General features: G+C 35.9%; 26 protein-coding genes and 2 pseudogenes. 8 read left to right on the top strand and 20 right to left on the bottom strand.

What is annotated here, in order from left to right; all coding sequences use genetic code 11:
• Positions 1-189: 189 nt before the first annotated feature.
• From ACJ5H0_RS01385 to ACJ5H0_RS01365, 5 genes and pseudogenes are all read right to left on the bottom strand, one after another.
• Positions 190-561 (bottom strand): DoxX family protein, encoded by a 372-nt coding sequence (locus tag ACJ5H0_RS01385; RefSeq protein WP_411246834.1) that lies wholly within the window; start codon positions 559-561, stop codon positions 190-192.
• Between the two features lie 123 nt (positions 562-684).
• A pseudogene (gene era / locus ACJ5H0_RS01380) lies at positions 685-1,562 on the bottom strand (GTPase Era).
• A gap of 74 nt (positions 1,563-1,636) precedes the next feature.
• A complete protein-coding gene (locus ACJ5H0_RS01375; RefSeq protein ID WP_411246833.1) occupies positions 1,637-2,533 on the bottom strand; it encodes a carbohydrate kinase family protein in 897 nt (298 codons plus the stop codon).
• A 33-nt stretch (positions 2,534-2,566) separates the two neighbouring features.
• Positions 2,567-2,860 carry a substrate-binding domain-containing protein gene (locus ACJ5H0_RS01370; protein WP_411248045.1) on the bottom strand — a complete coding sequence of 98 codons (294 nt, stop codon included), beginning with the start codon at positions 2,858-2,860 and terminating at the stop codon, positions 2,567-2,569.
• A gap of 15 nt (positions 2,861-2,875) precedes the next feature.
• The gene (locus tag ACJ5H0_RS01365; protein ID WP_411246832.1) at positions 2,876-3,568 is read right to left on the bottom strand and encodes a LacI family DNA-binding transcriptional regulator; all 693 of its coding nucleotides are present in this window, start codon (positions 3,566-3,568) and stop codon (positions 2,876-2,878) included.
• Positions 3,569-3,872: 304 nt separating this feature from the next.
• Between ACJ5H0_RS01365 and ACJ5H0_RS01360 the strand changes: the two genes are divergently transcribed.
• Both ACJ5H0_RS01360 and ACJ5H0_RS01355 read left to right on the top strand, forming a co-directional pair.
• A complete protein-coding gene (locus tag ACJ5H0_RS01360) occupies positions 3,873-4,436 on the top strand; it encodes a Crp/Fnr family transcriptional regulator (RefSeq protein ID WP_273647830.1) in 564 nt (187 codons plus the stop codon).
• A 160-nt stretch (positions 4,437-4,596) separates the two neighbouring features.
• Positions 4,597-4,923, top strand: coding sequence for a DMT family transporter (locus ACJ5H0_RS01355; protein WP_273647829.1), 327 nt, complete (start codon positions 4,597-4,599; stop codon positions 4,921-4,923).
• Positions 4,924-4,981: 58 nt separating this feature from the next.
• Here the strand turns inward: ACJ5H0_RS01355 and ACJ5H0_RS01350 are convergent.
• The 6 genes and pseudogenes from ACJ5H0_RS01350 to ACJ5H0_RS01325 form a co-directional block, all read right to left on the bottom strand.
• Positions 4,982-5,748 (bottom strand): annotated as a pseudogene (locus ACJ5H0_RS01350) (class I SAM-dependent methyltransferase).
• On the bottom strand, positions 5,748-6,557 hold the full coding sequence (map, locus tag ACJ5H0_RS01345; protein WP_172283264.1) for a type I methionyl aminopeptidase: 810 nt from the start codon (positions 6,555-6,557) through the stop codon (positions 5,748-5,750). The pseudogene ACJ5H0_RS01350 and the gene map overlap by 1 nt, the downstream one beginning before the upstream one ends.
• Before the next feature lie 109 nt (positions 6,558-6,666).
• Positions 6,667-7,092, bottom strand: coding sequence for a BT0820 family HAD-type phosphatase (locus ACJ5H0_RS01340; RefSeq protein WP_411248044.1), 426 nt, complete (start codon positions 7,090-7,092; stop codon positions 6,667-6,669).
• 98 nt (positions 7,093-7,190) lie between these two features.
• A complete protein-coding gene (locus tag ACJ5H0_RS01335; protein WP_411246831.1) occupies positions 7,191-8,168 on the bottom strand; it encodes an acyl-ACP desaturase in 978 nt (325 codons plus the stop codon).
• Between the two features lie 155 nt (positions 8,169-8,323).
• Positions 8,324-9,874 (bottom strand): 2,3-bisphosphoglycerate-independent phosphoglycerate mutase, encoded by a 1,551-nt coding sequence (gpmI, locus tag ACJ5H0_RS01330; RefSeq protein ID WP_411246830.1) that lies wholly within the window; start codon positions 9,872-9,874, stop codon positions 8,324-8,326.
• A 245-nt stretch (positions 9,875-10,119) separates the two neighbouring features.
• Entirely contained in the window at positions 10,120-11,049 is a 930-nt protein-coding gene (locus tag ACJ5H0_RS01325) for a DUF2268 domain-containing putative Zn-dependent protease (protein ID WP_411246829.1), read from the bottom strand.
• Positions 11,050-11,217: 168 nt separating this feature from the next.
• Between ACJ5H0_RS01325 and ACJ5H0_RS01320 the strand changes: the two genes are divergently transcribed.
• On the top strand, positions 11,218-11,541 hold the full coding sequence (locus ACJ5H0_RS01320) for a translation initiation factor (RefSeq protein WP_411246828.1): 324 nt from the start codon (positions 11,218-11,220) through the stop codon (positions 11,539-11,541).
• A gap of 1 nt (position 11,542) precedes the next feature.
• On the opposite strand, the gene ACJ5H0_RS01315 is transcribed toward ACJ5H0_RS01320, so the two are convergent.
• The 5 genes from ACJ5H0_RS01315 to ACJ5H0_RS01295 form a co-directional block, all read right to left on the bottom strand.
• A complete protein-coding gene (locus ACJ5H0_RS01315) occupies positions 11,543-12,442 on the bottom strand; it encodes a leucine-rich repeat domain-containing protein (protein ID WP_411246827.1) in 900 nt (299 codons plus the stop codon).
• A gap of 56 nt (positions 12,443-12,498) precedes the next feature.
• Complete coding sequence (locus ACJ5H0_RS01310; protein WP_411246826.1) at positions 12,499-14,646, bottom strand: alkaline phosphatase PhoX; 2,148 nt, start codon at positions 14,644-14,646, stop codon at positions 12,499-12,501.
• 298 nt (positions 14,647-14,944) lie between these two features.
• Entirely contained in the window at positions 14,945-15,325 is a 381-nt protein-coding gene (locus ACJ5H0_RS01305; RefSeq protein WP_411246825.1) for a hypothetical protein, read from the bottom strand.
• On the bottom strand, positions 15,283-15,657 hold the full coding sequence (locus ACJ5H0_RS01300) for a cytochrome-c peroxidase (RefSeq protein ID WP_411246824.1): 375 nt from the start codon (positions 15,655-15,657) through the stop codon (positions 15,283-15,285). Before ACJ5H0_RS01300 ends, ACJ5H0_RS01305 begins: the two co-directional genes overlap by 43 nt.
• A complete protein-coding gene (locus ACJ5H0_RS01295; protein WP_411246823.1) occupies positions 15,608-16,798 on the bottom strand; it encodes a cytochrome-c peroxidase in 1,191 nt (396 codons plus the stop codon). Before ACJ5H0_RS01295 ends, ACJ5H0_RS01300 begins: the two co-directional genes overlap by 50 nt.
• A gap of 196 nt (positions 16,799-16,994) precedes the next feature.
• On the opposite strand from ACJ5H0_RS01295, the gene ACJ5H0_RS01290 reads away from it, so the two are divergent.
• Positions 16,995-17,462: a hypothetical protein gene (locus ACJ5H0_RS01290; RefSeq protein ID WP_411246822.1), complete on the top strand. Its 468-nt coding sequence runs from the start codon at positions 16,995-16,997 to the stop codon at positions 17,460-17,462.
• Between the two features lie 7 nt (positions 17,463-17,469).
• Complete coding sequence (locus tag ACJ5H0_RS01285) at positions 17,470-18,324, top strand: nucleoside phosphorylase (protein WP_411246821.1); 855 nt, start codon at positions 17,470-17,472, stop codon at positions 18,322-18,324.
• A 43-nt stretch (positions 18,325-18,367) separates the two neighbouring features.
• Here ACJ5H0_RS01285 and ACJ5H0_RS01280 read toward each other — a convergent pair whose 3' ends face one another.
• From ACJ5H0_RS01280 to ACJ5H0_RS01270, 3 genes are read right to left on the bottom strand one after another with little or no spacing between them, the layout of a single operon-like run.
• Positions 18,368-19,210, bottom strand: coding sequence for a hypothetical protein (locus tag ACJ5H0_RS01280; protein ID WP_273647820.1), 843 nt, complete (start codon positions 19,208-19,210; stop codon positions 18,368-18,370).
• 32 nt (positions 19,211-19,242) lie between these two features.
• Positions 19,243-19,590 carry a DNA-3-methyladenine glycosylase I gene (locus ACJ5H0_RS01275; protein WP_411246820.1) on the bottom strand — a complete coding sequence of 116 codons (348 nt, stop codon included), beginning with the start codon at positions 19,588-19,590 and terminating at the stop codon, positions 19,243-19,245.
• Positions 19,571-19,807, bottom strand: a complete 237-nt coding sequence (locus ACJ5H0_RS01270; protein WP_411246819.1) for a DNA-3-methyladenine glycosylase I — start codon at positions 19,805-19,807, stop codon at positions 19,571-19,573. Before ACJ5H0_RS01270 ends, ACJ5H0_RS01275 begins: the two co-directional genes overlap by 20 nt.
• Before the next feature lie 140 nt (positions 19,808-19,947).
• On the opposite strand from ACJ5H0_RS01270, the gene ACJ5H0_RS01265 reads away from it, so the two are divergent.
• From ACJ5H0_RS01265 to ACJ5H0_RS01255, 3 genes are all read left to right on the top strand, one after another.
• Positions 19,948-20,295, top strand: a complete 348-nt coding sequence (locus tag ACJ5H0_RS01265) for a hypothetical protein (protein ID WP_411246818.1) — start codon at positions 19,948-19,950, stop codon at positions 20,293-20,295.
• A 73-nt stretch (positions 20,296-20,368) separates the two neighbouring features.
• Positions 20,369-21,181, top strand: coding sequence for an enoyl-ACP reductase FabI (locus ACJ5H0_RS01260; protein WP_172283283.1), 813 nt, complete (start codon positions 20,369-20,371; stop codon positions 21,179-21,181).
• 229 nt (positions 21,182-21,410) lie between these two features.
• The gene (locus ACJ5H0_RS01255) at positions 21,411-22,145 is read left to right on the top strand and encodes a hypothetical protein (RefSeq protein ID WP_411246817.1); all 735 of its coding nucleotides are present in this window, start codon (positions 21,411-21,413) and stop codon (positions 22,143-22,145) included.
• A 92-nt stretch (positions 22,146-22,237) separates the two neighbouring features.
• On the opposite strand, the gene ACJ5H0_RS01250 is transcribed toward ACJ5H0_RS01255, so the two are convergent.
• Positions 22,238-23,677 carry a glycoside hydrolase family 30 protein gene (locus tag ACJ5H0_RS01250; RefSeq protein WP_411246816.1) on the bottom strand — a complete coding sequence of 480 codons (1,440 nt, stop codon included), beginning with the start codon at positions 23,675-23,677 and terminating at the stop codon, positions 22,238-22,240.
• Between the last annotated feature and the right edge of the window lie 23 nt (positions 23,678-23,700).

Here is a 23,700-nt window from a genome sequence, read left to right as displayed (position 1 = left end):
AATTTTGTTATTATAAAGGGTAAACAACAATCATTTAGCCTGTCCTGCAACTTGTAAAATCCGATAATTACCTAATGATTTTTACAACATAATCGAGATTATAAGGTGAAGATACATCGTGAATTTTATCTTTTATAAAACAAAAAGAGGGCATACAAGTATGCCCTCTTTATTTATATCGGTATGCATCTACCAATCGGATGCCCTTTTTCGTTTTTCTATCATGTAATCCACCGAGATCTTTCCGGCTCCATAAGCAATTAAAAGAAGATAAACAGAGAGGTAAATAAAAGCCAGCTCTCTTTTCTCAAATGGATCGGATCCATGAACTACAAATCCCGCAATAATCATTGTAAAGATAAGGAAACCCAGAGCTACTCTGGTAAATAATCCTAAAATAAGGAGTATTGAGCATACAAACTCTGCTATAATGGTAAGAATTAAAGAGATCTGCGGACCAAGTCCTAAGAAATCATAAAAATCTATCTTTCCGCCTTCCAATAGCATCTGGAGTTTGGGATATCCGTGTGAAAGCATGGCAAATCCAATAAAAACTCTCACAATTAACAGTATAATATCTCTAAATATGGGATTAGAATTTGAGTTACTATAATTCATGTATGAAAAATTTAGTTTAAAGATAGTAAAATCTTTCTATACAACGATGATTATTGATGTTTTAGTTTATCTGTACCCAAAATTCTTTAGATCCCTGTCGTTTTTTCTCCAGTCTTTTTTCACTTTTACGAACAGGTTCAGGTGAATTTTTTTATCGAAAAATTTCTCTAGATCCACTCTCGCTTCCGTACCCACTTTTTTTTATTGCTTCCCCTTTGTGGCCAATGATAATCCCTTTTTGGGTATCTCTTTCCACATAGATAATAGAGTCTATAAAAATGATTCCTTCCTTTTCTTTAAATTGTTCGGTAACCACTTCTACGGAATAAGGAATCTCCTTTTCATAATTCAAAAGGATTTTTTCACGGATTGCCTCATTAACAAAAAAAACGTTCCGGCTTATCTGTATACTGGTCCTTATCATAATAAGGCGGGTTTTCCGGAAGCATCGATTTTAGCTTTGGAAGGATAACGTCCGTGTTAAAGGCATTTAATGCAGAAATCGGTAAAATTTCGGCCTTAGGAATTCTGTTATGCCATTCTTCTACCAGCTTTTCAAGACCTTCCTGGTTGGTCTGGTCTACCTTATTTAATAAAAGTAAAACCGGAACCGGAATTTTATTCAGTTTTTCAATGAGAAATTCCGAAGGTTCCGCTTTATCTGTAACATCTACAATGAATAAAAATACATCGGCATCCTGTAAAGAGTCCTTTACAAAATCCATCATCTTCTCCTGCAGACCATATTTAGGATCCAACACCCCGGGAGTATCGGAAAATACAATCTGTAAATCCTCTTCATTATAAATTCCAAAAATACGGTGACGTGTTGTCTGTGCCTTCTGCGTTACAATCGCAAGCTTCTCTCCCATCAGCTGGTTAAGGAGCGTTGATTTTCCTGCATTAGGTTTTCCAACTATATTTACAAATCCTGATTTGTGCATAAAAATTATATTACGGACTGCAAAGTTAGTAAAAGAAAACTGGTCTTTAGGATAAATTTTAAAGATTTAAGTCTTTAATGCCGGTCCCTGAACTTTTGAAATTCTTCATATTCATACTCCGGACATGCTCCTTCTTTTGACGTAATGAATGCTCCTAATGCAACAGCTTCTTTCATAATGATTTCCGGAGCTTCCTGCTGTATTCTTTTGGATATAAATCCCGCCAGAAAAGAATCTCCACTTCCTACAGTGTCTGCAATGGTGATCGGAACAGCCGGGCAGGTATAGCTTTCTGTCCCTTTAAAATACCTGGCACCTTTGCTTCCTTTGGTAAGAACTATTTCCTTAATCTTAAAATAATCCTGAATTAAAGCAGCACTCTGATCTTCATCAATATATTCTTCATTAAGAAAATCGATGATCTGTCTCATTTCTGCTTTGTTCATCTTTACAATATCAGCTTGATGAAGCAAATCTTTAATGAGCTGTACCTCTATGAACGGAGGTCTGAAATTGACATCAAATATTTTAAGTTTCGCATGTTCCAAAAGCTTAAAAAGAGTTTCTCTTGTTTTTTTATTCCGTGCGGATAAACTTCCGAAAATAAATGCCTGGGCATGAGATACCAATTCAGTAAGCTCCGGAAGGTTTTCTATATAATCCCAGGCTACTTCATTAATAATTTCATAGCTGGCTTCATTATCCTCATCAATAGTAGCTACAACTGTACTCGTTGGTTTATCAGCATCGACCTGAATATAGTCCGTTGTCATTCCCCAGTTTTTGATCTGACTGACCAGCTGGTTACCAAGATCATCGTTCCCTATTCTGCTGAGTACCTTCGCATCAATTCCCGTTTTAGAAACATGATAAGCTACATTGAAAGGTGCTCCTCCAGCTCTGGATCCTTGTGGAAATATATCCCAAAGAACTTCTCCGAAACATACTACATACTGATTATTTTTTTTCATTAGGTTAAACGTTTAATATATAGGTTAAATTTTTTATTTGACTGATTTTTTTATAATTAATTCTGCTTCACAAACTACTGTTTCTCCCTTTTCAGAGAATTTTTTTGTTTGTTCGTCGAGGAGTTTTACAGCTTGTCTGGCCATTTCTTCCAACGGCTGTCTTATATAGGTAATTTCTGTAGGAAATAAATTGTAGGCATCGGTTTCATCAAAAGCAATGACAGAAACATCTTCAGGAACCCTGATCTTATTTTTGACAAGATAATGCAATCCTGCATTTCCTATTTTATTGTTTAAAAAATATAATCCTGTTTTTCCTGCACCTATTTTAAGATGTTCATCTCATCCTGCATGAACTTTTGAGGTAACATTTCCCATTTCTACCAGCACTTTCTTTGATGCAATACCGTGTTCCTTGATTTTTCTCTCAAACCCTCGCTGTCTGTCAAGCAAATGCGGAAGATGGGTATTGTATCCCACATAGATCAATTCATCAAATTTATGCTCCATCAGATAGTTGAAAACCTGCCCGGAAATTTCAAAATTATTCAGCGTTACTGCGGGAAGCTCAACATTTTCGAGATAATAATCAATAGACACAATAGGATATTCGTCCTTTAGCAGTTTTTTAATGATATCATCAGAGCCTGCTACAGGACTTACAAGCATTCCGTCCACCTGTTGCTGAGAAAAAAGCTCCGTAAGCTTTTTAAACTTATCAGGGTTTTCATCAGAACTTCCGATAAGTATGGTATACCCCAGCTTCATGGCTTCATTTTCTATACAACGCGCAATATTGGAATAAAAATCATTTGAAATATCCGGAACAATAAGACCTATTAACTTGCTTTTGCTCATTTTTAAGCTTCTGGCAATCTTATTGGGTGTATAATTGATTTCTTCTGCAATATCCAGAATTTTATTCCTGGTTACCTCACTGATTCTGCTTCCCTCCTTTTTGTTGATCACATAAGAAACAGTTGCAACGGAAACTCCGGCAATTCTTGCAATGTCTTTGATGGAAGCTCTCTTCATTTTGTTTATTTGGCGTACAAAAATATTTTATATTTACTAAAAATGAAATAAAAACAGAATTTATTTTATATCAAATTACAGATGCCCATAATTTCTTGAAAAATCACAAATTTATCTTATATATAACTATAGATCAGAAATATACAACTCTTATTTTCATTATTTCTCAGCTGTTTAATCCTAATTGACCAGAATAGTATTTTGTGATATACTCATTTTAAAGATCGCAAATGTAAAAATTAACCATAACATCTTCATTAAATCAGTAAAAACAAATAATTTTGACTGATTAGAATTTGCCTTCATGACTATAGACGAAATCATCGATAATTTACTGATTCTTCCTGAATCTTCACGGGAAAAGCTTAAAGCTCATATTACTGAAGCAGCTTATCCCAAAGGATTTTGCCTTATGGAAGCAGATAAAATCATTCCTTATGTTTATTTTATTAAAAAGGGAATTGTTCGTGCCTATGCCTCCACCCAGGATAATGATATTACTTTCTGGTTTGGCAGTGAAGGAGAAACGATCGTCTCCATGAAAAGTTATGTAGAGAATAAACCGGGTTATGAAAGTATCGAGCTGCTGGAAGAATGTGAGTTGTACCGATTAGAAACAGAATATCTCCGAAAACTTTTCAATGAAGACATCTATATTGCCAATTGGGGCCGTAAGTTTGCGGAAAGAGAGCTTGTAAAAACAGAAGAGTTAATTATATCCAGACAGTTCAAAACTTCTACCGAACGCTACAAAGACCTGATGCGTGACAAACCCAATCTTTTGAGAAGGGTTCAGCTGGGACACATTGCTTCTTATCTCGGAATTACTCAGGTAAGTCTGAGCAGAATCCGCGCTGAAATTAAGTAAAACTGTATAAATTCAGCATTTTAAAGTCGACATATCATAAAAATTTTGACCTACTAAAACTATCTTAGATCACAAAAAGCTTTAGAGCTTCATTTTTTAACATTTGTAAAATTATTTTCCCCTTTAAATACAGAACTTTGCATCAGAAAAAAATAAAAAAATGAACTGGATTATTTTAATTATTGCAGGGTTGTTTGAAGTAGCTTTTGCTTCCTGTCTTGGAAAGGCAAAAGAAACATCAGGATCAGAAATGTATTATTGGTTTGCCGGTTTTTTGGTTACCATGACCATTAGTATGCTTCTTTTAATCAAAGCAACGCAAACTTTACCTATCGGAACTGCATATGCTGTATGGACGGGGATTGGTGCAGTAGGCACTGCTTTAATGGGAATGCTCTTTTTTAAGGATCCGGTAACGTTCTGGAGGATATTCTTCTTGTCAACGCTGATTGGTTCCATCATCGGATTGAAAGCAGCATCTCACTAATTAAAGCTGTATCTTTAACCAAATAAAAATGTCTACATTATGGTGTAGACATTTTTATTTATTTTTTGAAAACAACAGGTAAGATCTCATTGTATCTTAATCCGTATTTTTTAATTTCTTCTTCGGTAAACTTTTGTGAATAGAAATTGATATCAACATCAAATCCGGCCTTTTTCAACCTGTCGAAATAATCCATTCCATACCAACGTACATGATCATACTGCCCGAAATGTTTCTGCCGCTCTTTAGGATCCTTTATGGTAAAGTCCTCATAGGTTTTTCCAGTGAATTCTTCATGGGTACCTGGAAAATACCCCATCCTCCAGGTCTCATTACCCTGTATAATTCACTGATTGCTTTTGCATCATCTTCAATATGCTCTAATACATGGTTGCAGAAAACAATATCGAAGCTGTCATCAGCGAAAGGAAGGTTCAGGATATCTGCTTTCACATCTACAATAGGAGAATATAAATCAGCAGAAATATAATCCAGGTTACGCATCCTTTTGAACTTTCTCAAAAATTCCTGCTCAGGAGCGATGTGCAAAACTTTATAGTTCTTAATAAAAAAATCGGTTTCATTCTGAAGGTATAACCACATCTGACGATGTCTTTCCAGACTTAAGGTTCCCGGAGATAAAGCATTTTCCCTTTGTTTTCCATAGCCATACGGAAGAAACTTACGGTATGATTTTCCATCAATAGGATCGAAAAATTCATCTCCCTTAAAAAACTGGTAGATAAGCGGCCTTGCCCAGATGCTCATCGTAATAAGCGCAGGACGCGGAATAGTATTCAGTAAAAGCTTGGTTACTTTTTTCATTAGAAATCCATTTGAAAAGGCTTCTCCTCATCACTTTGAATACCTAATGCTTCATATACGTATTTGAAAGTAGATAGCAATACAGGTTTCCCGTTGATCACAGCCACATCATGCTCAAAATGTGCTGATGGCTGATTGTCCAGGGTAGTTACCGTCCATCCGTCATTATGGAATTTTACTTTTTCAGTTCCCAGATTAACCATAGGTTCAATAGCAATGGCAAGACCATCCTTGATCACTTTTCCACTTCCCTGTCTGCCATAATTCGGAACCTGAGGATCTTCATGCATCTTTCTTCCTAATCCGTGCCCTACAAGCTCTCTTACCACTCCATAGCCTTCTTTTTCACAATGAGCCTGAATTGCATGAGAAATATCTCCAATCCTTTTCCCACGGATACATTGTTCAATTCCTTTATAAAGGGATTCTTTGGTAACCTGTAACAGTTTCTTAACCTCAGGCTTCACTTCCCCTATCTCGAAGGTATACGCGTGATCTCCCACAAAGCCATTTAAAACAGCCCCGCAATCTACAGAAAGAACATCTCCTTCTTTAATAATGTCATTATTGGGAAAGCCGTGAACCACCTGTTCATTCGGAGAAATGCACAGCGAATTGGGGAATCCCCCGTATCCTAAGAATGCCGGTTCTCCTCCATGATCTTTAATGAAATCATGGGCTAATTTATCTAAATACAAAGTCGTAATTCCCGGTTTGATTTCTTTCGCTAACATTCCTAATGTTTTGGAAACCAATTGAGCACTTTGTTTCATAAGACGAAGCTCGTCTATTGTTTTTAATTGAATCATTTTTATACGATGTTAGATAGTAGATTTTAGAAGTTAGATTAATGATTTAATCTTAATAAAAGACATGCAAAAATCTAATTTCTAATGTCTCCTTCTCATATCTATTAATTTACCAGAAAAGGCCTTTTTTCTTTTCTTTCTTAAGTTTGGAGTATGCTAAAACTTCTTTACCTTCCACACGGAATTCTATCCTTTCGTGGATAATATTATAGATTTCTCCCCATCCCGGAAAACCACCTAAATTTCTGTCATCAATAAACCAGTCTGCATCTATTTTTCGGGATTGTGTTTCAGGGTCGAAAACTTCCCCTTCAAAACTACCGTTTACAGAATAAAATTCTATTCCGTTTTTCTTGCAGAATTCTACTGCCTCATCTAATGTTTTTCCGTGTCTGTATGTCCAAAGAATTAACCTGTAACCCTCGGATTGAAGTTTTCTTAAAGTTTCAAATGCAAAGATCTTCGCTTTTCCGATCCCCGGATAAGCATCGTCAACGATGGTTCCGTCGAAGTCTACAGCAATTTTTTTTATTATTTAACATTTTCTGCGTTTTTAGCTGTGCAAAGATAAGAAATAAAAAGAGTGCCAAAAACACTTGGCACTCTTACTTTTATTTTTTAAGTATTCCATACCTAACTTTTCACCCAACTGAACTGGAATTGTAAGTCAGGAGTAGAAACTCTGTCTGTAATTTTCTGTAATCTCGCCGGAAGCTTCATAAGGTATTCCTGTGCTTTTTCAGCCTTTTCAGTAAGACCTTTGATGTGTTCTATTTTCCACTCGTCAAGCAGATCTTTCATGATATTGATATAATCCTGACCGGTATATACCATGCATCGTTGTGCTGCATCTGAGAAATGCCCCCAAAGCTCACCAGCTTTTTGCCCAGACTGTCTCATTAAATGAGCAGGCATTACAATTTTTTTACGCATCATATCTTCAAATGCCAGGATCATTTCGGAAGGATCCAGTTCCAGGATCTTTGCAACGAAATGTTTGTATGCTTTAGCGTGTCTGGCCTCATCTGCTGCAATCACTCCACACATCTTTGCCAATTTTCCGTTTCCGGATTGTTTCGCTAAAGTTCCTACTCTTCTATGGGAAATATTAGTGGCTGTTTCCTGGAAACTTGTATATACAAAATTCCGGTAAGGATCCATGCTCGTTCCAAGATCAAAACCGTCACTGATCAGGTACTGAGTAGTGATCTCAACTTCTCTCATGTTTACCCTGCCGCATAAATAAAGATATTTATTCAGCAAATCTCCATGCCTGTTTTCTTCACCGGTCCATGATCTTACCCAATTGGCCCAGCCTACCTTTTCTTCCTGATTGATCCCCTCTACACCCATTAACCATGATTCATAAGATGGCAGAGCTTCTTCTGTGATACAGTCGCCAATAAGAGTCACAAAAAGATCATAAGGCATTTCACGGGCAAAAGTCTGAATTTCTTCTAAATCGTATTTGAAATTTTCACTTGACGGATCCGGAAGATAATCTGAGGGTTGCCATATTTTTTCAATGGGCGTCAAAAACTTTTCCAGAAAAGAACTTACTTCCTTTTCTAAAATACTCATCACTTCCTTCCTTACCAGTGTTTGATACATTTCAGCTATTTAGATTTATTATAATTAATATACAAAGATATGATTTATTTATTATTTAGAGCATAATAACATATGTCTCTCATAATATGTATGACATATATCATAAAAAATGCCATTATTAAATATAACGACATTTTAACTTTTTTATTGGTAGACTAGCTTACTAAAACATCTCCTGTCATACTTTCCGGAATATCAATCCCCATTATTTTTAAAATAGTTGGAGCTACATCTCCCAGCTTTCCGGATTTTCCCGGTTTTAAATTCCAGGTATAGTCCTTATCCATTATGATGAGAGGTACCAGATTCGTGGAGTGCTGTGTATTCGGTGTTCCATCAGGATTAATCATTACATCCGAGTTTCCGTGATCTGCAAGGATGAACACCGCATAACCATGTTCATAAGCCGTAGTAGCAACTTTTTCAATGCATTTATCTACTGTTTCAGCAGCTTTTACAGCAGCTTCAAATACTCCGGTATGTCCTACCATATCGGTATTGGCAAAATTCAGACAAACAAAATCTGCTGTTTCATTTTCCAGTTCCGGAACAATAGCATTGGTGATATCATAGGCAGACATCTCGGGCTTAAGATCATAAGTAGGAACATCTTTAGGGCTTGGGCAAAGCAATCTTTTTTCACCAACAAATTCTTTTTCTCTACCACCGGAAAAGAAAAAGGTAACGTGGGGATATTTTTCTGTTTCTGCTATACGGATCTGTGTTTTACCATTTCTTTCAATGATTTCCCCCATAGTTTCTTGTAAAACTTCTTCATCAAAAACCACCTTTACATTGTTAAAGGTCTTGTCATAATTGGTAAGTGTAACATAGTACAGATTCAGCTTACGCATAAAGAATTCCGGAAAATCCTTCTGTGACAGAACTTCTGTAATCTCTCTTCCCCTGTCGGTACGGAAATTAAAGCAAATGACTACATCATTATCCACTATTTTAGCTACAGGAACTACATTACCTGTCTCTGTGGTGTTCATCATGATGATTGGTTTTAAAAACTCATCCGTAACATTATTATCGTAAGACTGCTGAATTGCTGCTATCGCATCGGTTGTCTGCAATCCTACTCCTTCTGTTAGAGCATCATAAGCTAATTTAACCCTTTCCCATCTCTTATCCCTGTCCATCGCGTAATATCTTCCGACAATTGTTGCCAGTTTTCCGGTCGTAGCCAGCATATGCTCATCGAGTTCTTTGATGAATCCCAATCCGGAATGAGGATCACAGTCCCGTCCATCTGTAAAAGCATGAACAAAAACATTTTCATTCAGTCCGAAATTTTTAGCTGCGGTTAAAAGGCCTTTTAAATGATTGATATGAGAATGTACTCCTCCATTGGAAACCAATCCGATAAAATGTACTTTTTTATTTTCTCTTTTAGCATATTCGAAAGCTTCCTGAATAACTTTTTCCTCCCCGAGGGTCCCATTTTCTACAGCCATATTCAGTTTTACAAGATTCTGGTAAACCACTCTTCCTGCTCCAAGATTCATGTGTCCTACTTCTGAATTCCCCATCTGCCCGGCAGGAAGACCTACCGCAGTACCGCTCGCTTCAAGTGTGGTGTGTGGAAATTTATGAAAACAACTATCTATAAATGGTGTATTGGCTTTATCCAGTGCTGAAACTTCAGGATTTTTTCCTAATCCCCATCCGTCAAGTATCGCCAGTATTGCTTTTTTCGACATTTTCTGTAACTTTTAATATACAAATTTACCTATTTTCCTATGAAACTGATTCTTTTAAAGACTTAAATTTTTATTAAAGCTTTTATTTATTTTCTTTTCAGTACTGATTTTTTGAGTTACACATTTTGCAATTCAACAACTTTATAATTAGACTATAACGGAATCTGTATAATTGCTGTTATAAAGATCACATGGCTGAAAACAAAACAAATTCAATTCTATAAAAGTTCGGACACGCTTACGCTTTAAAAAAAATCCTCGAGCTTTTTGTTGTTCTGCTTTATATATTCTTTGATGTATTGATCTAAAAAACCGCTTTCTTTTAAAAACAACAGAGGATCTTTAATATTTAATATATCATGGATTGCTTTATGCTTGTCTGCCTGTTTATTAAAATAAGCTTCAGAAATTTTATATCCCATCCAATATCCCAAATCATTAGGACGATCGTCTTTTTTACTGGTTTCATAAAGCCAATCTGTAGCGTTGTTCCCCTTTAAAAGAGTTACAAATTCCTTCTTTAAGGGATCAGCATGTGCTTCACCGTATTGAAAAGCGTTGGTATTAATATTTTCCCCTGATATCAGTTCACTCACAAAATCTGCACCTCCTTCAAGTAAGGTATATTTTAACAGCATATCATTTCCTGTAATATTTTGTTGAAAATGAATCAGTTCATGGGCAATAAGTCCGGTAATACCATCCAGATTTTTAAGCATTTCAGTGCCAATTATAATACCATCATTAGAGGTTGTTCCTCCTGAATTAAATCTTCCATAGACAAAATATACCGGTGGAAATTTAGCTTCAGGATACCAATATTTTAGTGCGCTGTAAATTGCCCTCGTTCTTTTTTCTTTTTGACTGATTCCACTCAGAACATTCCGACTCTTTAAATAATCTTCCCTTTTCTTTTTTACTTTCGAATATAAAGAATCCGCATTGATGATCCTGAATTGCATAAACCCCTTTACTCCGGGAGATCCGTTTTTCACATAATCTACAAAAGGGTTTTGCTTTGATGTACCTATCAGATCAAAGGCTTTCCAGAATTTGTCAGTATCTTTTGTTTCGAAGACAGCATCCAGGGGATTTGTGGAAAAATTTGTCTGAGCATTTACTCCTCCAAAAATTAAAGTGAATGCAATAATAATAGTTTTTGCTTTTATTTTCATGGTCTCATTTTAGCTTAATGAATTTTATGAATTTCAAAAATATAAAAATCAAACTTGCTTTTTGCTGTAAATAAATCTATTCCCCAATATTTGTTATGATCCAATACTTTTGTGAAATGATTATGAAAACTGCGACGCAGAATTAATTATTATTTTTAATTTTGTTTTATGGATTTACGAGATCAACTAAAGAACCTTTTTCCTGACCATGAGGAGCAGGATTTTGAAATGCCTGAAGAAAAATTCAAGCAGAAAGAGCCCTTAGTATGCAAGTTTGAAAAAAAAGGAAGGAACGGAAAACCCGTTACCGTGATTGAAGGATGGGAAGGCAGTGAAGAAGATTTGAAAAAAATCTCAAAAAAGATCAAAACCACTTTAGGAATAGGAGGTTCGGAAAAAGACGGAACCATCATTATTCAGGGAGATAACCGTGATAAAATTATGGATATCCTTAAAGATATGGGCTATAAAACCAAAAGAGTCGGCGGATAGTTTAGAAATAGATCTGCGTATCAGGTAAAAGTTTCTTATATTTTTCAATGGTTGTCTTATCCATAGGATTTCCTGTCAATATTAATGTTTTGAGATTTTTCAACCGGGAAATATCTTCAGGCAGTTCTTTCAGGTTATTGTTTGCAAGATTTATACTTACCAAATTTTTCAGTCCTTTTATTTTTGCGGGAATTTCGTGAATATTGTTCTGGCTCACATTAAGAAACTCCAGATTCTTTGACTCAAAGAGGGATTCGGGTAGTTTTGAAATAGCATTCTGCTGCAATTCCAGATATTTCAGATTCTTTGGAAACTCAATATTGCCAAGATCATTAATCTGATTAGCTGCCAGATTCAGGTATTTTAGATTTTTAATATGATTGAGACGTTCAGAAACAAAACTGATCTGATTATCCTGAAGATTAATTTCTTCCAAGGCAGGAATTTGCGTCAAAGCTTCGGGGAAAACATTCAGATTGTTAGCATCGAGATGAATTACTTTCAATTGCTGCAATCTGGCAATATTTGGATTAACCGACGTCAGGCTGTTCAGATTCATTGAAAGGGTTTTCAATTGGGTAAGCTCTCCCACCTCATCCGGAATGAATTTAATACTGTTTTCATTGACATTCAATATCTCAAGATTTTTCAATGTAAATAATTCAGGATCCATCTTTTCAAGATTATTGCCCATGATATTAAGAAAGAACATGGACGAGAATTTCCTGATATCAGAAGGAAGGTTAAATAAGCCTTTACCTCTGAAACTTATACTGTATACCGGCTGGTCACTTTTCAAAGCGTCTTCAATATTCGTATAGGTAGGATATTTTACAGGATCGATCTGAGCATAGCTATAGTTCAGCACGAACAAAGTAACCAATAAGGAAAGTTTTTTCATAGACAGATAAAAGCTGCCGGTAACAGAATTACCGGCAGCTATTGAATATTAATATACTACTTTTTTACAACTTTTACTGTTTTCTGGAATCCGTCAGCTTCGATATTTACAATCAAAACACGGGATGCTTCAAGCTGGGATGTAAAGTCTACATCCAATGAAGTATGAGAACCCGTAAATTTCCTTGTGAATACAATTTTACCATCCAAGCTATAGGCTGTTACAGAAATATCTTTCAAGCCTTTAGAAGAATTAATCTTCACCATTCCTGATGTCGGGTTAGGAGCAACAGTAACTGAACTTTCTGTTTTAGCATCAATTGTTGCCAAAGTTCCGTTTTGCCCAAGGTTATTTTTAAGAGCTACAACAATGGTAGCAGATTTCCCTCTGTAATCAATTGTGTTTCCAGTAGCATCTACATCTGTAGAGATCGTTGCATCCGGATGCTGAATGGAGAAGAATCCGAATTTATGATCTGGTGTAAAGGTAAGTCCCGTAGGTTCAGAACCGGCAGGCATTGAAGCAAAAAGTCTTACTTTAGGATTGGCCTGTGTGTGGTCTGGAGCTACTACCCAGATATAATTTTTTCCTCCATCTTGTAATACCCAAAGGTTTCCAAGTTCATCAAAAGTCAGATTGTCATTACCATCCCCCCATGCTTCGGATTTGATTCCTTGCGCAGTATTGAAAGAATATACCGTAGAAAGCCCTCCAACAAATGTTTCTACCTGTGAAGCCGTAGTTCCGTTATCCTGCAGACGATATACTTTATTCAGACCTTTAGCCGTAAAATAAATCTTTCCATCCAATGGACTGATATCAACATCCTCAATTCCGTTGAACTTTGTTCCACCTAGTGAAAATGCCAAGTTATTCGTATTATTCTGGTCTGCTTTTGTCTTATTTGGCACCTGGATCCATGTTGCTGTAGTTACTACAGGATCTCCTGAGCTGCTTAACCCCTGGTCCAGTTTCAATACATAAAGATTACCCGATGAAAGGTTGTTTGGGGTATCCATTACATATTTATAAACCAGATGGGTTCCTCCATCCTCTCCATAATAAGCTGTTGTTCCGGCATTATTGATCACCACATTTTCGTGGTTCATAATACCCATCTGCCATAATTTTCCTTTAGAACCATCCGGATTCTGTGAAATTACCTGAGCTGTGGCAGGATCAATTTCTACCAGCCAGCCATAATCTTTATATCCGTCAGCATTCGTATCACTTGAGGTTACAGATTCTTCAGCGGTAACCACAGTTCCCCAAGGGGTAATCCCTCCCGAACAGTTTCTGATCGTCTGTACCAGGCTTGGTGTAGAGAAATCCACAGCCCTCGATTTGGTCAGCTGCCAAAGTTTCGTTGATGCATTATAATTAATTTCAGCCATCGTAACGCCACCAGGATTTGTTTCATGATTTACTGAAAGATAACCGTCGGTTGAACTGGCGTTTTTAGCAACATAAGCAGTAAAATCATTCTGTCCCCCTACTAATCCGCCTCCTTGTGTATAGGCATCTCCTTCTTTTAAAATAAGCTGATATTTATGCTCAGCCGGGATGATCAATTTATTGGTTTGTGAAGTAGGAACAATAGAAGTAAAACAACTGATGTGGGCAGCATTACAACCAACAGGGTTCGTTGTTCCGCTTACCGTTTTCAGATAAGCATCAATTCTCAGGTCTGAGCTTTGTCCGCTTCTGTTATGCAATTCAATAGATATCCTGTTGTTTCCGTTAACAAATTTTGACTTTGGAATTGAGAATACATTATACACATTCTCAGCAGCACCGTCAATTGTTGTAACGGATGGTGTATTGAAAGCAATAGTTCCTGCAGGCATATTGTCCCTTACCTCTTCTTGTCCGTTTAGGTATACTACAATACCATCATCTCTCATCACTCCTAATTCCATCGTATCGGAAAGATCCGCAAGATTAACACTAAAGTCTTTTGCAAAATAGGCTGTAGTAAGACCTGTGTTAATCGTGGTAGTGACAGGATCTCCATATCCTAAAGGACCGTTTCCTGTAGACCAGGAAGAAACATCAAAATTGGTATCTTTCCACTGGGTAACCTGCGCCTGGTTGTTGTCGATATACCTCCATGAGGCATTTTTATTGAAAACAAAGGTCTGTGCCTGAAGGGCAGAACCTGATACGAGTGCAAGAGCTGCAACTGTTAGTAGTTTTTTCTTCATAATAATTTCGATTTATTAGATGTTGCAAAACTATTTTTTTATCACCAGCCCTCTATTAATAGAGTTTTAAATAAAGCATCAGCAATGTTACAAAATTAAAAACCCAATGTTAAGTGAATTAAGTTTGTGTTAAATATGATGCAGATTTGAAATTCGTGGTTATGGGATAATTACCATATAAGTGGAATATTAAACTTAATACGATTACTTTTTAAGTATAGCACGTTCATTTCGAATTTCGAAATTCATTTATTAAATCAAAATAAGCCTTAGCCCGCTCATTATAAACACTTCCCTGTTATCTTTTGCTTACATCCGTCAGAGCGTTTAGAAATGCAATGATCTGCTTCATTTCAGTTTCGGTAAGATTAAGTTTATCCGCTGGTAAAGTCTGGTTATTTATTTTTAACCCCAGACCTTCTCCTCCTCCTTCATTATAAAAATCCAGCACTTCTTCCAGAGTATTAAATGCTCCATTATGAAAATAAGGCTTTGTAAGCGCAATATTTCTTACTGTCATGGTTTTAAAAGAATTTTCATAGATCCAGGAATTTTCTTTTTTCACCGGGCTTTTCACTCTTCCCAAATCAGAATCCAGTTCTAAAGGCAGTTTACTGATCGGAGCTTTTGTAACCCCTAACACTTCCGATTCATTCTCATTATAGAAGGGAGGAACCAATCCTGAGAAATGAGGGCAAAATGACAGGTTGCACAATTGGCTTTTCCCATGAATAAATTGAATCCTTTTTTAGCATCATCTGAGATTTCTTTCTCATTTCTCATAAAGCGATCAAAATCACTTTCAAAAGAATAAAGGGAAGCTACATATGAACTCAATGCTTTGGAGAAATTTTCTTTACTGATCTTCCCATCTTTAAATGCTGTACGGAATGCTCTTTTATATTCCGGCTTTTCCTTTAATTTTTTAATAATACTTTCATAGCTCGTATTGAATTCCTGTTCATTGTAGATAACATGCTCTGCCTGTTGCTCGATATAAAAAGCACGCATATCGTAAAAAAAATCTTTTAGCAAATACTGCGTTGTATAAAGAAGGAGAATTCCGCAACACGGTTTTTCCTTCAACATTACTTGGCGACTTTGCTTTAAGGTCTGTAAAAGCATTTTCCGGTAAATGGCATGTAGCGCAGCTCATTTTTCCATTTCCGCTTACACTTTGGTCATAGAATATTTCTTTGCCCAGTTTCTTAAGCTCAGGATTATCTTCAGATACCTTTAAAAGGGTATAAAAATAGGGATCCAGAAAATCGCTGCTGAAAAAATTTTTGTTCTGAGCGTTCCATCCCGAAAACGCCTTGAGGTCATCTGTTCTTCCGTCCCAGTTTCCAAATTCTTCATAAAGAGGCTGGATGTATTTTTTATAAAATTCAATGCGGTCAAATGTTTCAAAATTTTTATTAACTGCAAGGTATCCGGTTGCATCAGAAAGAATGGTATTTGCTTTCTGAATATTATAATTCCTAAAATAAGGATCATCATTAATGTATTTTTTTATTCCCAAAAGCGCATACGCTGCTTCTTCAGAAATATTTAAAGAACCGGGTGTATCAAAGCCTGTAACTCCCAAGCTATAAATCCTTATTAACTCTATACGGAGTGGTAATGTTTTATTGACACCTTTGCTCAATCCGTTTTTTACCGAGCTTAAATAAAAGTTAGAATAACTATTGTACAAAAAATCAGTAATGGATTTTATTTTCTCTTTCTGTTCAGCTGCCTCTTCCGAGTAAATCAGTTCATCCAAAACCTGTAATCCTTCCGGGGGCAAAGTATAGGCGGACGTTCCTGCTGCCTCAATATGAAATAAAGGAGCAGCATTAAGATGGGTTTTTGTGAATTCAGGGTAATGATAGGCAATATAGAATTCTATTTCCTTAAAAGAGTTTCGGGTAGTACTCAATGATTTCTGCAGATCTTCAAGAGATATTTTGTCATCCCCAAACAGGTAAACATCTCTTTTCAACTGTTCAAGCTTATTTTTAAAGTCAGTTAACCCGTTATTGATAAAAGTATTTTCATTTTTCGTCCCTTTATCTGTAGGATTAAATGACATGATTGCAAAACCGAAAGTTAAAATAATAAGCAGTAAAGAGTATTTCATGAAATTTTTAGCGGCAAATGTAATCACCATACATTATCTCAGTTTTAAATCTGGATTAAATAATGTTTATATTTTAATTCATGAATTTTTATTAATTTTAAACCCCGAAACCAAATTCATTATACTGAAAAGCCGGATATACTGCCTGTTCTTTTTAAAATATGATGTGAGATTAATGGGATGAGGATTTTATATATTTACAACTAATCAAAAACGAAATATCATTATGAAAACAAAATTACTACTGGCTTTTGTAGCAAGTCTTTTCTCATTTGGGATTTTTGCCCAGAAATTAGGTCAGGAAATGGCAGTATATGCAGAAAAAAAGGGTAATGATTATTACCTGATCCGTCTGGTACAGGATCAGGCCGTACCTAAAGTTTACGTTTACTCCAACGGCGAGACCAAACCTTATAAAACTTATACCGAATTAAAAGATGTTGTAATGGATTTTCCGGGAATGATGTCTTCGAATAATTCAACTAGAGAAGAGTTGGTTTCTGTTTTGAAAAAAGATAATCATTTTTATGAAATTACCTCCCAGAGAAAAGATCCTAAAAACTTTGAAAAAACAACAGTAACCGTTTACGAAGTTTTCAATGGCCAGAAAAGGATCGTAGAAGAGTACGGCTCTATTTATGAGCTTGTAAGTTCTCCTTATAAAGATGCCATTTTCATTGACATAAAAAAATAAACATAATATGCTAAATAAACTTGCAGCTTCCGAGCTGGTACTAAATGATGACGGAAGTGTTTACCACTTAAACCTTTTACCTGAAGATATTGCAGATAAAATTATCCTGGTTGGTGATCCTGACAGGGTTCCGAAAGTATCTCAGTATTTTGATAAAGTAGAGATTAAAAAGAATAAAAGGGAATTCTATACCCACACAGGAGTTTTACGCGGTGAAAGAATTTCAGTAATGTCCACCGGAATCGGTACGGAGAATATCGATATTGTAATGAATGAGCTGGATGCCCTGGTTAATATCGACCTTAAAAATAAGGAAATTAAAACCGAACATAAGGCGCTTGAACTTTTCCGTATGGGAACATGTGGTAGCGTGAATCCAGATGTACAGGTGGACAATATGCTGGTAACCCAAAATGTTGTAGGTTTGGATGGTCTTATGCACTTTTATAAGGATTACCATTTTGAAAATGATTTTTCAAAGAACTTTATCGAAAAGTTCCCTTATGAGAAAATTAAGCCAATGCTTTATTTTGCTGACTGGGCTGAAGATATTGCTGAATACTACAAAGATGCCAGATATCATGGAAATACCGCCACATTCCCTGGATTCTATGCTCCACAGGGCAGACAACTTCGTCTGAAATCCCTGGATGATAAATTCCTGGAAACATTGAACGAACTTGGCATTACTAATTTCGAAATGGAAACTTCGGCAATTTATGCGTTCTCAAAACTATTGGGACACAAAGCAATTACTGTAAATAATGTAATAGCCAACAGAAGACGTGGGGAATTTTCCTCTGATCACCATGCATCGGAAAAGAACCTTATTGAATGGGTATTGGAGAGAATAATCAAATAATAAGAAAAAAACAAAAGGATTTCAAAATTGAAATCCTTTTGTTTTATGGACAATTCTTTTCATATTCATTGATGATCTTCACAAACATTTTAATATCATATTCGGATCTTTTTCGTGTAACATAATTGAATCTATCTTTTTTATCAAGACTTTTAGATTCATCAATCGCTTTTTGGTAATTGTCTTTAATGTCCTGCTTCATTTTTTTCCTAAAATCCCTGTCCTGTAATTTTATATAAAGATTATCCAGATACTTTACAAATTCAGGGCAATCCCCACCGGCATATTTAAAAGCATTAATTAATTTTTCATCGAGGCTTCCCAGGTTAAACAGTGAAACTTCATCCACATCAACAGGCATTACAGCAAAATCTGATTTGTCATTTTTAATATACATAATCGTGCCTGCGTACATGCATCCCATGCCATTGCCACAAACTGTATATTCATACCCGTAAATATCTATTTTACCATCGTAAAGAATGGGAAGGATGGCTGTATAATTTTTATCTTTCACATCATTATCCTTACTCACTTTTTTAATGCTCAGCTTTTCATAACCTATAACTTCATCATCATACTTATCTACTACCTTTATTTTTTGAATATCATGATACCCTATTTTCTTGATCTCCGACGCTTCAGAAGTTTTGTATTCAAATAATTGTTCATTCTCAAAAACAGATTTATTTTTATTTTGTGCTACAATCCCCATAAAGGATTCAGCTTTTGGGAAATAAATATCTCTTAACAAAATATTTTCAGTAGAACCATCAGTTTTAGTAATTTCAACCGGAATAAAAGGCCTCTTTTCAAGTGACTTCTTGGATTGCCCGAACATTAAATTTGCGCAGATCAGACCTGCCATAAGTAAAATTCTATTCATCGTTTTTAGTTTTATATAATTTTGTTATTGTATCAGGACTGCAGCCTCAGAAAACAGTTCTCGATGTGATCATTTACCATACCGGTCGCCTGCATATGGGCGTATACTACCGTTGATCCCATAAATTTAAAACCTCTTTTCTTGAGGTCTTTAGATAAAATATCGGAAATTTCAGTAGTGGCTGGAACATCTTTCAAGCTTTTGGGCCTATTGTCAATAGGTTCACCACCTACAAAACCCCAGATATATTTGGAAAAAGTTCCAAATTCTTTCCGGACTTCCATAAACTTCTGTGCATTGTTGACCGTTGCTAAAATTTTCAACCTGTTTCTTATAATGCCGGAATTCTGCATAAGCTCCTCAATTTTTTTTATCCTCATATTTTGCAATCTTTTTATAGTCAAAGCCATCAAAAGCCTTCGTAAAATGTTCTCTTTTGCTTAAAATGGTATACCAGCTTAATCCTGCCTGGAAACTTTCAAGGATCAGAAATTCAAAAATCTTTTGATCATCATAAACAGGATTCCCCCATTCTTCATCATGATATTTCCTGTACAGATCATCTTTTTCACACCATCCACAACGTATTTTTTCCATATCTCAAGATTGTATTTATCCCTTTAAAGATAAAACGGATTTAGAAAACTATAACAAAAGATTATGAAAATTTTAACAACAGAGCCCGATTTTAGGAATGGTTATTGTTTTACTATAAACAACACTAAATAATAAATGTTATGAACAATTCGGATTACAACAAAGCAGAGGACGCGGTAAATAAAACAGAAAACTCTTTAAAAAATGCAGCGACCGATGCGAAATGGAAAATTAATGATTTAGCAGACAAAGCTAGGGATTATATCAATGAAAAAAGAAACAATGACGAAGAAGCTAGTCAGGAAGATTGGCTTGACAGGGTAAAAGCTAATATTTCTGACACTTGGGAAGACATCAAGGATAAGGCGGATGAAGCCTGGGAAAAAACCAAGGATGCGGCTGAAGATGTAAAAGCGGAATGGAATAAAAAAAACCAATTAAAATTTCAGTCATATAAATATTTTCAAAAAAACGGAACCTTTTTATAAGGCTCCGTTTTTTTATTATGTTCTAAACACAAATTATCGCTACATTTGTAATATTAATAAACATTAAAAAATTATGTCATACGGTTTACTTAAAGGCAAAAAGGGAATTATTTTTGGGGCCCTTAATGAACAATCGATCGCATGGAAAGTTGCTGAAAGATGCCATGAAGAAGGAGCTGAATTTATTTTATCTAATGCTCCTATTGCTTTGAGAATGGGAGAACTTAACGGTTTAGCTGAAAAAACAGGCTCAGAAGTTATCGGAGCAGATGCTACTTCTGTTGAAGATCTTGAAAAACTTTTTGATGCTGCGATCGCAAAATTCGGAAAAATAGATTTCATCCTTCACTCCATAGGAATGTCCGTAAATGTAAGAAAAGGAAAACATTATACAGAAATGAACTACGACTGGTTGGAAAAAGGATGGGATATCTCCGCTGTTTCTTTCCATAAAGTAATGCGTGTGGCATGGGAAAAAGACTGTATGAATGAATGGGGAAGCATCCTGGCACTTACTTATATTGCTGCTCAGAGAACATTCCCTGATTATAATGATATGTCTGATAACAAAGCTTATCTTGAAAGTATCGCGAGAACATTCGGAAACTATTGGGGGGAAAGAAAAGTTCGTGTAAATACGGTTTCCCAGTCTCCTACTCCTACCACTGCCGGAAGTGGAGTAAAAGGTTTCGGAGGTTTCCTTGGATATGCAGAAGACATGTCTCCACTTGGAAACGCTACGGCACTTGAATGTGCAGATTACTGTGTTACACTTTTCTCTGATCTTACCAAAAAAGTAACAATGCAGAATCTTTTCCATGACGGTGGTTTCAGTAGTTCGGGTGTTACTCAGAAAGTAATTAGTAAATATGACGTTGAGAAATAATCAACTTTCTTAATAAAAAATTAAACAGGTTGTCTTTTTAAGACAGCCTGTTTTTTTTTTACTTCCTAACTTACTATTAATAACGTAAAACATTACAGCTTTAACTCAATAGGTTTATTTTACAAAAGATGGGATAAAAGTGTTTTGGTTATGTCAAACATAATATATTTAATTCGTATTTTTTCTCTTATAATTGAATTAATTTAACTTTGCCAAAAAGCAACAAATTATGAAGAAGTTAAAAATACTTATTTTTATAAGCATTATGCCACTTGCGTACTCGCAAACTGGACAGGTAGGAATTAACACAACAGCCCCAACTGCTACTCTTGATGTAAATGGAAACACAAGAATCAGGAAAGTAGACAGTATTGCATCCGCTCCCAAATATATCTTAACATCAGATGATAATGGGATTGTTCAAAAAGTGAATGTTGAGAAATTATCGGACAGTAATCCTGAAGTGATCAGAAGAAAAATCTATGCGGTACTTTCCAAAAACTCATCGCAGTTTCTTACTACAAAAGGGACTGACTACAATTTAACATATGATGGTGTGGTAAGCGGTATTAATACAGATCACCTGTCCTTTAATAGCCAAAAAGACAGAATCAATTTACCCCCCAATAAAACATTTAAAATAACCGGATACATTGGAATTAAAGGAAGTACCACTGGTAATAGCAATACTACTCCCGGTTATATCACATCTCTGTTTTCAGCCGGTGGTGACGCTGAAGCAATCGTAACAACCCAGGGATATACGGAATCGTCTACAGAAACCTTTGATGACGGGGGTGTTACTCCTCCCATTATCATCGTAACAACAGGCTCCGCTGGCAACGCGTATGTTGAACTCAAGGTACGTTATGGAGGAAGTAATGCCGGAAACTCAGGATATTATGTTTCAGGAGCATCTACAAGAACATCTGTAGGAACCTATGTTTTACTGGAGGAATTATAAATATCATTTTTATTTTTTTAATAAAAAAACAATGTAGGCTGTCTAAAAAAAGACAGCCTACTTTAATAAAAAAAATATTAATATGAAGTGTATTATAGAATTACTGTTTGTATGGAATGCGCTGGCGCAGGAAGTTTGGCAGCCATTCCTTCGATCCAGAGGCTCGCATTGATATCACTATCTGTATTATTCATAATAACGGTAACCAACTGGCCGTTCTCATTTATGAATGAGGTAGAAATCAACCCTGATGTATTGGTAGAGCTTCCAATTCTTTGTGCATTGGGTTTAATGTATTTTGAAACATGCCCTACATAATAATATTCGTAGGTATAATGTACTTCTCCTGACTGGGTATCTGCAATAATCGGAGCAAAACATAAATTTCCTACATGATTCGGACCTCCTGTTTCGTCAAGCAAAACATTCCAGTCCGTCCATAATGATGTACCTCTGTTAAAGTCATTGATCATATTTTTTCCGTACAATTCACCAAGACTTACATCATTGATCCTTGACATATTGAAAACTTCCTTACATCCTTCTGTAAAAGCCAGGAACTTATCCGGAAATGCCCTGTGTGTTTCCCCAACATTATCAAACAACTGGGTCTTATTGTGCCAGGTCTCATACCAATGATAGGCAATTCCTGAAGCATACTTTGAAGTCTCAGGATCACTTAAAGTTGTTGTGGCTCTTTGAAAGATCAGATCTCTGTTATGATCCCAGATCATTACTTTTTTATCTTTAAATCCGTTTTTCCATAGAGTGGGTCCCAGGTTATTCTTCAGGAAAGCGGCCTCTTCTTCAGCAGTGTACAAACAAGATTCCCAGGTTTGTTTAGCCATGGCTTCATTTTGTACAGTTAATCCCCAGATTTTGATTCCTCTTTTTTCATATTCCCTGATGAACTTTATATAATAATCCGCCCAGGTCTGATAATACTGGTTCTCAAGCCGGCCTCCATTAAGCATATTTTTATTCGATTTCATCCATGCCGGTGGGCTCCATGGTGAAAAATACAATTTGAACTGATTCCCTATCGCCTTTTGAGCTTCCTGGATCATCGGTATTTTATATTTTTCATCATGAGCAACGGAGAATGATTTTAATGAGGTATCATTATCTTCTACATACGTGTACGAATCACTTGAAAAATCACATGAATTCATATTGGTACGCACTACAGTATAGCCTAATCCATTCTTACCATAATAGGCTTCTATGATTTCTTTCTGCTTATCCTTCGGTAGTTTATAAAACGTCTCTGCAGCTGCATCTGTTATTGCACCTCCGATTCCGATCAGTTTCTGATATTTAAAATCCGGGTCTACAAAAACACAGGCTTCATTTTCTTTAGGCTGGTCAAATTTTGCAAACTGCACCATTCCCTTATCTACCATCTTTTCATCAGTTTTGGAATTCGTCAGTATAACCCTGGCCGATTTTCCGGCATTCTTCTTCCAGTAATTCTGCGCATTGACATGACTGGCTATCCCTGCAATAAGACAGCTTACAATTAGTTTTTTCATTATTATTACTTCCTGTTTTTACG

Origin of the sequence: Chryseobacterium proteolyticum (assembly GCF_046591535.1) — a bacterium.
In the GTDB taxonomy this organism is placed as follows: domain Bacteria; phylum Bacteroidota; class Bacteroidia; order Flavobacteriales; family Weeksellaceae; genus Chryseobacterium; species Chryseobacterium proteolyticum.
The sequence above is the reverse complement of the archived record's forward strand: the minus strand, read 5'-3'. Positions and strand labels throughout refer to the sequence as shown.